We start from the raw sequence: 11587 nt of genomic DNA on the forward strand, positions 1-11587 counted from the left end.
GAGTCATTGGTCGATAAATTGCTATGGATATCTGTAATGACTATACTAAAGTCTAGTTGACTTAACGTGCGCTTATTTTAACTCATTAATTGTTTTAAGGTAAGTTTAAACCATGATCAAAAACACGTTTTGGATGAAAAAGGTGGAAGGGATTTTACACAGGAATGTTACCGTGAATATGATACACTCATTGCGGTAACATTAATAAATATACCAGCGACACCTAGGAGTCATGATGCAAAAAAGTGTGATGTCACAAGTCCAAACTGGTCGTGAATATGCAAAAAAATGGCCTATGCGTAAAGAATTAGCGCCTCTGTTCACGGAGTTTAGAGTGATCAAAGCCACCGAGCTGGCAATTACAGTAATGCCGATTTTGGCAATGCTCACTTTATTTATGCAAATTAATTATTTAGGCAGCAGTTTTTTACCTCAAGCAGTCGCTATCGCGTTGTTTTTTTTATCTCTACCGCTACAGGGATTGCTGTGGTTAGGCAAGCGTGCAGATACTGTACTTGAGCCTGCGATGGAGCATTGGTATAAAGAGCTTCATACGAAAATGGTAGCCAATGGCTACCAAGGGCATGTCCCTAAAGATAAACCACGTTATGCAGAGTTGGCCCATTTACTCAATGATATGTTTGATAAAATGGACCGCGCGTTTACCCGAGAGAATCTGTAACACGTTTAAATTGACTAACATAAAATGACAGGGTGACGACTTGCTCACCTTGTTGTTCTAGTTGTTGCCAATGTTCAGGACGAAACTTCCAAGCAAAGGGAGTCATAGTGATCAAGTTCTTCACATCTTTAAATGGCAAGCTTATCTGTTGTTCTAATAATGTTTGCTCTATAAGCTCAAACCCTACAGGCGCAGCAATCGGTGTATGCGCATTGACGTCTCGGTAAATATAGTGCTTGAGTTCTTTTAAATGCCAAGGGCCAGGGCTTGCAACTACCAATGTAGCGTCTGGTTTTGCTAATCGAGCCAATTCAGCATCAAATAATGGGGCAAAAATACTCACTAATACATCTGCTGAGCCATCATTAAATGGAGCTTGGCTGATTGATGCAACGCTAAAATTACAATTACTGTATCGCTTTGCAGCATATTTAACTGCTGATTTTGATATATCGACGCCATAAACGTGTGCAGTACATGCATTGGCAATCGCATGAGTATAAAAACCTTCCCCGCACCCTAAATCAATTACCTGTTGTGGTGCTTGCAGAGCAACTCGCTGTGCAACTGCATGTTGTAAAAACTGGTAGTGCCCAGTGGTTAAAAAAGCACGCCTTGCTTGTACCATGTCAAGATTATCGCCAGGTTGCTTAGAGTTCTTTTGTTGCACAGGTAATAAATTCACATAGCCTTCTTTTGCAGTATCAAAGCTATGGTTGTTAATACATTTTAGCACTTTGGCATGTAACTCAAGCGATTGTTGGCAGAGCGGGCATTGGTAATCGAGACTCATGAGTCTAGGTAATCCTTATCATAAAATGTTTTTACCCAATGTGGGCGATAGGTGATCAATAGGGTAATGGCCATGCCGTTTAACATCGCTTCAGGAAAGCAAATAATGACACATAAATAGAGATAGTTTTCACTTAATTCAAACCAATTGTAATTGCCGGTTAAATAATAAAATAAGCTAATGGTGATAATCTTAAAGCAGGCGATGAAAGCGGCGCAAATAAAAGTACATACAAAAATGTAAATGAAAAAATGCCGTGGTAATAGGTTATAACACAGTATAAATACCCCATAACTGACTAAAATGGGTAAGTAAGCGGTTAACAATAAGTGGATAGGTAATTGCGCAATGCTTATTTGATTGAAAGCCGTTAATAGCAGACTTGCTAGGGTGGCGCTCAATAATGCAAAGCGCCAGCCTAAAATAAGCGTTATGGCAGTTACACCTAAAATATGCAGTTCAAGACCGGGTAATATGCCGGCTTTAATTCGCCACAATAAGGCAAATGCTAACGCACAGACAAATAGGCCTGTTTGACGGGCTGGCGTGGTTATTAAATGTTGGTAGTGTGACTTATTGACACTCGACCAAAAAATACAGCCGATAACAAGCCAAGCAATTGCCTGAAGTTCAATGCTTATTATCGGGATTGTCGTTAGCTTATCCATTAGCGTTAACTAAAGGTTGACCATATTGGCGCATGATCTGATGGCTTTTCAATACCACGTAATTCATAGTCAATTCCCGCTTCAATACAACGAGTAGCCAAAGTTGGAGTCGCTAGGATAACGTCAATGCGTAGACCACGATTATCATCAAAGCCTCGAGAGCGATAATCAAACCAAGAGTACTGTTCGCTTGTGTCTGGGTGAAGTTCACGGAAGGTGTCTGTAAAGCCCCAATCTAGCAAGGTTGCAAGCCATTGACGTTCTTCAGGCTGGAATGAACATTTGCCAGTTTTTAACCAACGCTTGCGATTAACCTCACCAATGCCAATATCAAGATCAGTAGGAGAAATATTGATGTCGCCCATGACAATGACATCCTCGTCGTTACTGTGGTGGCTTTGTAAGTGAGTCATTAGATCACGGTAGAACTGTCGCTTATACGGAAATTTTGTTTCATGAGTAATGTTATCGCCTTGTGGAAAATAGCCATTCATTACGGTTAGATCACGGCCATTTTCTTGGCTAACAGTGACGCTGATCATGCGCTTTTGTGATTCATCAGTATCTGTTGCGAATCCTTTAACCACAGACTTAGGTTCAGTTTTGCATAACATAGCTACGCCATAATGTGCTTTTTGACCATGAAAATAAACGTGGTAACCCATATTTTGAACATCTTCGAGTGGGAAAGCTTCATCATGTACTTTTATTTCTTGTAAGCCGATTATATCAGGCTGATGTTTATCTATGATTGCTTGTAATTGGTGCAGACGAGCTCTCAGCCCGTTAATGTTAAATGAAATTACTTTCATGGCTTGACCTTTAATTAGAGTTATCTTTTGCAGATTATGGCAAATTCTACCATCAATTAGCGTATGGTACATGCGCTTATTTATAATAATAAGCCGCTCAATTGTTGAACAAAGTATGAATTTTGATTAAACATTGTTAACGCTTTTTTAAATAAAAAATTAAATAGATAATTCGGTTGATTTGTAAACTTCGGTCTATATAATGCGCAAAAATTGCTCACAATATAACTCCACTTAAAGGTAAATCATGAAACTACAATTATTAGCATTATTCGTCGCAGCGACTGCTTTCTCTGAGACTGCCAGTGCAGCACATTATTATAATGCTGATCATAAAATTGAATCTAAATTATGCTCAATCAGTGCTAACGAAGGATTTACTGCAGCACGCAAAGTTGCAGCCCAGCACGGGGTGTATTTATCACGTTATTCAAAAAGTATTTTGTGTAATGGTGATGATATTCGTGATATTGCAAAAAAAGTGGATGATAAAGTTCGCCAAGAAAAAGTAATTGAAGTGTTTGCTAAAAACTCACAGGCAGAAACACAGCTATGTATTACTGCCTTGAAGCAAGGTTTGGCTCCAGTGAAAGAAAAAATAGCAAACTTAAACTCATTGATTTGTAATGGTGAAGTGGTTACTGAGTTTGTGAAACGATATCAAGGTGCGACAATTTGATTAAAAATGTAACGCACTAGCTCGTTTATCTACAATAGCAGCGCTTTAATCGCTGCTATTTTACATTTTTATAGAATAACTTTTCCAACCTTTGTATTGATCTGGCATAATAGCGCGCTGAATATACCGCAACGTCTTGGTGCCTATGGTGACAAAATCTGCTACGAAAATGGCTACGAAACGAATCAGTGATGAGCAGCTTGTTGAGATCATTGAAGCGGCGATTTTTGTTGCGGGAAAACCAGTCAGTAAACGGCATTTAAAAGACACCGTATTAACTGAGTTAAGTGTGTCTATGACACGTATTAACCTCGCGATTGAACAGATCCAAATTCATTATCAAACCCGTGGTATTCGCTTAGTTGAAGTCGGTAGTGGATTTAGATTTCAGGCGTGTGCCAGCTTAGCCCCTTGGTTAAATAACCTTTGGCAAGAACGGGCGCCTAAATATTCCCGTGCACTATTAGAAACTCTTTCGCTTATTGCTTATCGTCAGCCGATAACTCGGGGCGAGATAGAGCAAGTACGTGGAGTGACCGTAGGCTCAACTATTATTAAAAGTCTGCTCGAGCGTGAGTGGATACATGTTGTTGGTCATAAAGAGGTGCCAGGTAGGCCCGCTTTATATGCCACAACCAAACAATTTTTAGATTATTTTTCGTTAACAGGTTTAGATAACTTACCGCCACTGCCAAAACAGCAGCAAAGTAAAATTGACCAGTTATTGAGTGATCCTTCTGTGAGAGAACTATCCGAATGAGTATACAAGGTGAAAAGTTACAAAAAGTCTTAGCAAGAGCGGGCGTAGGTTCGCGACGTGAGATGGAAAAATACATTGATGCAAATCGTGTCAGTGTTAATGGTAAAGTAGCAAAGCTGGGTGATCGTGTTGAAGAAACCGACCAGATCCGTGTTGATGGCCATACGGTAAAAATTGAAGAAAAAGCTGAACGTATCTGTCGCGTTGTTATGTATAACAAACCTGAAGGTGAGTTATGTACACGTAAAGATCCTGAAGGACGTAGAACGGTATTTGACCGCCTGCCGCGCGTTGATGGTGAACGTTGGATTGCTGTTGGTCGTTTAGATATAAATACAGCAGGTTTAATGTTGTTCACCAATGATGGTGAGCTTGCTAACCGCTTAATGCACCCAAGTTACGAAGTAGAGCGTGAATATTCAGCACGTGTATTTGGTGAAGTAACAGCAGAGACAATCAAAAATTTAACCAAAGGGGTTGAGCTTGAAGATGGTATGGCAAAATTTCTTACTATTAAACCACTGGGCGGCGAAGGTATTAACCGCTGGTATAATGTAACGCTGACTGAAGGGCGTAACCGTGAAGTTCGTCGTTTATGGCAGTCTCAAGACGTTGAGGTTTCTCGCCTTATTCGTATTCGTTATGGTAAATTAGAGCTCGATAAACGTCTACCACAAGGTGGTTGGGCTGAGCTAGATTTAGAGACTGTAAATTACTTACGTAAAACAGTTAAGCTTGGCCGTGAAACGCAAACAAAATTATCTGTTATGCCTGAAAAACGCAAAGATAAGCGCGCTAAAATTAATCAAATTCGTAAAGCAGTCAAAAAACATAATAATCGCGTTAAACAAACTAAACGCCGTTAATATCTGCCTTGCATTAAAAAAGCCGCTAATTAGCGGCTTTTTTATGTTTAGTACTTGGTTTATACCAATCGACTTAAATATTTAACCATTCTAGCGGGCTAAATAAAGTGCTAACTGCGTTAGGGATTTTTTATGTAGAACAACTACATGTCAAAATTCCTGCTTTGTTATCACTGTATTTATCTGTCGCTATAAATGGTCAGTAACTTAACACGACTGGTATTATTTCTTTGTTTGCGCGTCTAATGATTGACCATTGACGTCTTTTGAATCATCACTCATTAAGTATAAATAAGTTGGCATTAAGTCTTCAGGGCAGGCTAGTTTATCGCGATCTTCGCCTGGATAGACACTGGCACGCATAGCTGTGTGGGTGGCGCCGGGATTAATACAATTTATCCGGATATTCGTTTTACCAACTTCACATGCCCATGTTTGCATCATTCCTTCAACTGCAAATTTTGAAATGGCATACGCGCCCCAAAACTCACGACCTTGGCGACCAACCCCAGAAGAGGTGAAAATAATTGAAGCACTTGGAGATTTACGTAAAACTGGAAACATATATTTTGTAATCATCGCTTGAGCGGTAACATTCACTTTCATGATGTTATCAAACGTTGATGAACAAAAATGCTCAAGTGGACCCAGTGAGCCAATTATTCCTGCATTATTGAGCAAGCCATCTAGTTTACCAAATTGCTGTTCAATGGTAGCGCCTAAATCACGAAAGTTTTGTTTACTTGCACCTTTTAAATCCATCGGTACAATCGCAGGCTTTGGCCCGCCAACGGCAATGATTTCATCGTACACGGCTTCCAGTTTGCTGGTGGTTTTACCCAATAATATAACCGTTGCGCCATGTTTGGCATAAGTTATTGCAGCCACTCGGCCAATGCCGTCACCTGCACCAGTTACTAAGATCACTTTGTCTTGTAGGGCATTATCAGCCGCTTTATAGGTTTGCATAATAAAGGTCCAAAAAATCAATTTGATTGATTTTAACATAGCAAAACACCAAGTTATCGAATTTATTGCAAAATAAGGTGGCGAAATTTGAAACTTTACGTTAACTTTAACTGGTCTAATGTCTTATTAATAACCTAATTACATTATTTTAACTAAATATTACGCGAAAACTTAAAAGAATTAGTAACAAAATTAGCTACACTTATTTATCAACACACATAAAAAAAAGATTACGTGCGGAGCAAACAATATGAAAAAAATGCTACTCTCACTTGCAATTACAGCTGCTCTAGCTGGTTGTGGCGGCGGTGAAACGTTAGAAGATGTTAAAAATGATACACCACCAGTTATTCCATCAGCTACAGTTAAGTTTGATCCTGCAAATGGGGTTATTTCAGTACCAAATGATTTATTAATGAGTGGTACAAAAGATGGCACTATTAATATCCCCGGTGAGTTGAGTGCTAATGGTGTATCAGTGCCAAGAAGCGCCTATGCTAACCCGTCCCTGGCACTAGGTGCACTTGATGGCTGGTCTAGCCAAGTTCCTTATAAAATAGATCTTACCTTTCCTGCGAATGTTAGCCTTGATGAAAGTTCGGCTGGTGCGCCGGGATCTGTGCGTATTTTTGAAGTTGTTATGGGCGCTAGTTTAACAGATGCAGATTGCGCAGCGGTACCCGCTGGAGCCGGATGTAAACTATTAGGTGAATTAACCTTTGGCGTTGATTTCATCACTAAAGCAAGTGGCAATGCGGTTGCTATTATTCCATTAAAACCGTTTAAAGCTGGCAGCTCGTATATTAATGTGCTGACGACTGAGCTTAAAGACTCATTAGGGCGTTCTATCGAGCCTTCATCAACTTATGGTTTGGTTAGTGAAGAGACCCCACTGATCACCGAGAGCCAATTAGCGCTTCAAGGCGTGGTAAACAGTTATGAAAATGTGGTCACGTCAGGTGGCACTATTAGTAAAGATGATATTATTTTTAGTGGGGCGATGACGATTCAGTCTGTTGGTCCGGTACTTGGTACTATTAAAAAGTTACTAGCAGCAAGCCTGCAAAACCCAGCCTTGCCAACACCAATGGTTCAAATCCCAGAGCAACCACTGCTAACGGTTGAGCAAGTCTTTGCTTCACAAGGTGTTACTGGACTTTCGCCAGCATTTGCAGGTGTTCAATATCAAAAAGGTAGTGTGACACTACCTATGTATTTATCTCAGCCTGAAGGAAAAGAAATTTCAAATTTGGCTGACACATATTGGCAAGGCATGTGTTCAAGCCCTGTTGCCGTACTTAACCAGCAAGCAGCTGATCAAGCGCTGCGCGAAGCAGGAAAAGAAGATGAAATTGATCCTACAATGTTTGATGTTGGTCCATATGAGCCGCTTTGCCAAGGTTTAAGTGAGGGGAGATTACATGATTACCCGAAAATTGATATTACTCGCCACTTAACAAAATACAATCCGATCCCAAAAGTGCAAAGCCAGCAAGAAGTAACTGTTCAGATAACAAAACCTATTTTGCCTGTAATAAATTTTATCAGAACACAAAGTCTTGGTATGTCGGCACTTGAAATGCCAGCTGGTGGTTGGCCGGTGGTGATAATGCAACATGGTATTACTTCTAAAAAAGAAGATATGCTGGCATTAACGGCTAGTTTAGCGATTCAAGGCTTTGCAACGGCCTCAATAGACCATCCAGTGCATGGTGAACGTGGTATTGACGTGGATGACGATGGTAATGATGATTTTAATGCATCAACAGGCTCTGTCCTGGCGTATATGAATTTGCAATCATTACTAGTAGCACGTGACAATTTAAGACAGTCTGCAGCTGATTTACTTGCTTTACGTCTTGGTCTAAACTTTACAAACGATACATCACTTAACACTTCTGATGTAGTGTTTATTGGACATTCATTAGGCTCAGTAGTTGCTCCCGCTTTTGTTACTCAAGCAAATACACCTTTAGATAGCCAAGTTGATGGTCTGTTCAAAGTCAATAGCGTCGCACTTGCTAGCGGTGGTGGTGGGATAGCCAGCTTCTTACTAGAATCGGCGAGTTTTGGCCCATTTGTTCAAGGCTCAGTATTGCTATCAGCTGGGACATCTGAATCTGCTGAGTTCCAAGCTTATAGAGAGAGCTCTGCTGTATCAAATTGTGGTGAAGCAGTTTCTACGAGCGAGAGTATTTCATGTGGGTATGGAGAATATTACACTTCGTTAAATGCAGCTGGTGAAATGACTAAGCTAGCTAACATTCAAGGTGTAATGAGTCAGTTCTCATTTGCAGCACAGACGGCACTTGATAGCGGGGATCCTACAAACTATGCATCTGCTATAAAAGCGCTTGGCACACCTGTTTATATGAATGTGGTAGTTGGAGATGGAGAAGTTAATGGAAATAAACCAGACCAAGTGATTCCACCAATGACTGTAAACAATCCAATTGCAGGCTCACTGCCACTTGCTAACTTAATGGGTTTAACGACAGTAACCCAGTCGCAAGCGCCTACTGACGATGGTATGAGTTATTTAGTTAAATTTACCAAAGGGCATCACAGCTCAGTACTTACACCTGCACCGAATGCAGCCGCAGGCGCGACGGCTGAAGGAAGCGCTGCCGCGACAAGTGAAATGCAATTACAGATTGCAACTTACTTAGTAACTCGAGGTCGTGCGTTATCTATTCAAAATACCGAGATTGTCACTGATTAACTTTTTAGAGTATTAAAATAAATGAAAAGCCACTGAAAAGTGGCTTTTTTTTGTTTGAATGGTAAATTAGGTCAAATTTTTGTTTGGAGAATACGATTGGAATTTCTATATGAGTACGGGCTGTTTCTAGCTAAAACGGCGACATTTGTGATTGCCGCCGCTGCGGTAATATTAATTAGTGTCGCTGCAGCGATAAAGCCTAAAAGTAAAAAAGGTGAGATTGAGATTGATGATATTTCTGAGCAGTTAGATGATTTGAAAAATGATTTTATTGCAAGCACCTTATCTAAAAAAGCATTAAAAGCACACCATAAAGCACAAAAGAATGATGCTAAAAAAAGCACTGATGAACAGTCGAAACCACGATTATATGTACTTGATTTTAATGGTAGTATGGATGCTCATGAAGTCGATAGCTTACGTGAAGAAATTACCGCAATTGTTGCAATTGCCGATCCTAAGCAAGACAAAGTGTTGGTTAGGCTAGAAAGTGGTGGCGGGGTGGTTCATGGCTATGGACTTGCTGCTTCCCAGCTACAACGCATTAAAAATAGAGGTATTCACCTTACGGTTGCGATTGATAAAGTTGCTGCCAGTGGTGGTTACATGATGGCTTGTGTCGCTGATGAAATTGTTGCCGCACCGTTTGCTATCGTTGGCTCTATTGGTGTGATAGCACAAATTCCAAATTTTAATAAAATTCTGAAGAAAAACGATGTTGATTTTGAACAAATCACTGCGGGTGAGTTTAAACGTACCCTAACTTTATTTGGTGAAAATACAGATAAAGCACGGGAGAAGTTTAAAGAAGAAATAGAGCAAACTCATGACTTATTCAAACAGTTTGTTAGCAGTCAACGGCCAAGTTTAGATATTAACTTAGTGGCAACAGGTGAGCACTGGTTTGCGACTCAAGCGCTTGAAAAAGGTCTAGTCGATACCATAGAAACCAGTGATGACACATTGCTTAAGTATCAAGATGAGCGACAAATATATAAAATTAAATATAAAGTTAAAAAGAGCTTAAGCGACAAGCTTGCTATCGGGTTGAGTAACACTGTTAACAAAACCGGTATATCATTATTGTCTCGTTTAAAAGGGCTAAACCCATAAAGGTTTCCGTTATTAAATGATAAAAAAACCCGCAAATTTGCGGGTTTTTTTTATTTTTACACGCACAACTTTAGTCAGTTGATTTGTGATAATCCTCTAAGTCTTTTGCTGCATTAGGGTCGTTAAATACGGCCTCATCTAGTTCACCTTCAGATTTAGCCACTACACATGTCACCATGCAATCGCCCGTTACATTGACCGCTGTGCGGGTCATATCAAGTAACCTATCAACGCCAATAATTATGGCAATGCCCTCAACAGGTAAACCAACTTGATTCAGGACCATGGCAAGCATGATTAATCCTACGCCAGGAACACCAGCGGTGCCTACAGACGCTAAAGTGGCGGTTAAAACTACCATTAAGTAATCTGAAATTGTTAGATCAACACTGAAGACTTGTGCAATAAATACCGTAGCCACACCTTGCATGATTGCTGTACCGTCCATGTTAATAGTGGCACCGAGTGGAATTGTAAATGACGCAACTGAATTTTTTGCCCCTAATTTTTTAGTGGCTGTTTCAAGTGTAATAGGCATTGTTGCACTTGAACTTGAAGTGCTAAATGCAAATAAACAGGCATGCTTCATTTTTTTCAAAAAGATAACAGGGTTTAATCCAGTTAAAAATTTCAGTAATAAACTGTAATTAATAAATGCATGGAAAAATAATGCAGCCACAACAACACCAAAATATTTAGCTAAGCTGACTATCAAGTTCAACTCGATAGTAGTGAAAAGCTTTGCCATTAAACAGAATACCCCATAAGGAGCTACGTTCATTAATAAGGTAACTAATTTTAAAATCACGGTATTTAAATCTTCAAAAACAACCGCTACTCGTTTACCTGCACTGCCGCCAAGTGCCATGGCAATACCAAATAGTAATGCAAATACAATAACTTGTAACATGTTTCCACTGGCCATGGCATCAATTGGATTGGTTGGGAACATGCCAATGATTACTTGTGCAAGAGTTGGTGCTTCTTTTGCGCTATACGTCGCTTCAGAAGGTAAGTTAATCCCTTCCCCTGGATTAACTAATAATGCCAAGGTAATCGCAACCGTAATTGCAATTGCGGTAGTAATAAGATAAAGAGCGATTGATTTACCGCCTAAACGGCCTAATTTTTTCGGATCACTTAAGCTACATGTACCACAAACAAGTGAAACAAATACCAGTGGTACAACTAACATTTTCAAACTGGCGATAAAAATTTGTCCACCAATATGAAATAAACCATCAACAAAAAAGCCTTTAATTGGCAAAGAGAATAATCCAAGTGGGATTAGATAATCGTCTTCGCCAGCTAATATTGCTTGGAATATGAAGCCTACAGCAACCCCCAGAAACATACCTATCATGATACGGGTGGTTAAACTCATTGAACGGATTTTTGACATAGTAACAATCTATTTTTTATAAATTTGCCATAGCCTACCAGCATGCAGATTTTTATACAGAAAAAATCGATAAATATGAAAAAAAAATATGGATCAAAAAAACAACAAAAAACAAATAAAA

Annotated in this window: 11 protein-coding genes; 6 read left to right on the forward strand and 5 right to left on the reverse strand. The window is 39.7% G+C overall.

Annotated features, from left to right (window positions below):
• Positions 1-235: 235 nt before the first annotated feature.
• The gene (gene yfbV, locus H5180_RS03830; RefSeq protein ID WP_145234096.1) at positions 236-682 is read left to right on the forward strand and encodes a terminus macrodomain insulation protein YfbV; all 447 of its coding nucleotides are present in this window, start codon (positions 236-238) and stop codon (positions 680-682) included.
• Here the strand turns inward: yfbV and rlmA are convergent.
• Genes rlmA through xthA form a run of 3 tightly spaced genes read right to left on the reverse strand, consistent with a single transcriptional unit; the run spans position 663 to position 2955 of the window.
• Positions 663-1475: a 23S rRNA (guanine(745)-N(1))-methyltransferase gene (gene rlmA / locus H5180_RS03835; RefSeq protein WP_145233741.1), complete on the reverse strand. Its 813-nt coding sequence runs from the start codon at positions 1473-1475 to the stop codon at positions 663-665. The genes yfbV and rlmA overlap by 20 nt on opposite strands.
• Positions 1472-2119: an energy-coupling factor ABC transporter permease gene (locus H5180_RS03840; RefSeq protein WP_182757730.1), complete on the reverse strand. Its 648-nt coding sequence runs from the start codon at positions 2117-2119 to the stop codon at positions 1472-1474. Before H5180_RS03840 ends, rlmA begins: the two co-directional genes overlap by 4 nt.
• A 29-nt stretch (positions 2120-2148) precedes the next feature.
• Positions 2149-2955: an exodeoxyribonuclease III gene (gene xthA / locus H5180_RS03845; protein WP_145233743.1), complete on the reverse strand. Its 807-nt coding sequence runs from the start codon at positions 2953-2955 to the stop codon at positions 2149-2151.
• Between the two features lie 247 nt (positions 2956-3202).
• Here xthA and H5180_RS03850 point away from each other — a divergent pair, with 247 nt between their 5' ends.
• The 3 genes from H5180_RS03850 (at position 3203) to rluB (ending at position 5260) form a co-directional block, all read left to right on the forward strand.
• The gene (locus tag H5180_RS03850; protein WP_145233745.1) at positions 3203-3634 is read left to right on the forward strand and encodes an exonuclease III; all 432 of its coding nucleotides are present in this window, start codon (positions 3203-3205) and stop codon (positions 3632-3634) included.
• 169 nt (positions 3635-3803) lie between these two features.
• On the forward strand, positions 3804-4394 hold the full coding sequence (scpB, locus tag H5180_RS03855; protein ID WP_149981032.1) for an SMC-Scp complex subunit ScpB: 591 nt from the start codon (positions 3804-3806) through the stop codon (positions 4392-4394).
• Positions 4391-5260: a 23S rRNA pseudouridine(2605) synthase RluB gene (gene rluB / locus H5180_RS03860; protein WP_145233749.1), complete on the forward strand. Its 870-nt coding sequence runs from the start codon at positions 4391-4393 to the stop codon at positions 5258-5260. Before scpB ends, rluB begins: the two co-directional genes overlap by 4 nt.
• A 222-nt stretch (positions 5261-5482) precedes the next feature.
• Here the strand turns inward: rluB and H5180_RS03865 are convergent, their stop codons facing one another.
• Positions 5483-6229, reverse strand: coding sequence for a YciK family oxidoreductase (locus H5180_RS03865; protein ID WP_182734863.1), 747 nt, complete (start codon positions 6227-6229; stop codon positions 5483-5485).
• Between the two features lie 250 nt (positions 6230-6479).
• Between H5180_RS03865 and H5180_RS03870 the strand changes: the two genes are divergently transcribed.
• The gene (locus tag H5180_RS03870) at positions 6480-8951 is read left to right on the forward strand and encodes a VolA/Pla-1 family phospholipase (RefSeq protein ID WP_182730966.1); all 2472 of its coding nucleotides are present in this window, start codon (positions 6480-6482) and stop codon (positions 8949-8951) included.
• Positions 8952-9047: 96 nt separating this feature from the next.
• Entirely contained in the window at positions 9048-10064 is a 1017-nt protein-coding gene (sohB, locus tag H5180_RS03875; RefSeq protein ID WP_145233753.1) for a protease SohB, read from the forward strand.
• Positions 10065-10134: 70 nt separating this feature from the next.
• On the opposite strand, the gene H5180_RS03880 is transcribed toward sohB, so the two are convergent.
• Entirely contained in the window at positions 10135-11466 is a 1332-nt protein-coding gene (locus H5180_RS03880) for a dicarboxylate/amino acid:cation symporter (protein ID WP_145233756.1), read from the reverse strand.
• Between the last annotated feature and the right edge of the window lie 121 nt (positions 11467-11587).

The organism is Pseudoalteromonas sp. SR41-4 (assembly GCF_014163985.1).
In the GTDB taxonomy this organism is placed as follows: Bacteria; Pseudomonadota; Gammaproteobacteria; order Enterobacterales; family Alteromonadaceae; genus Pseudoalteromonas; species Pseudoalteromonas rhizosphaerae.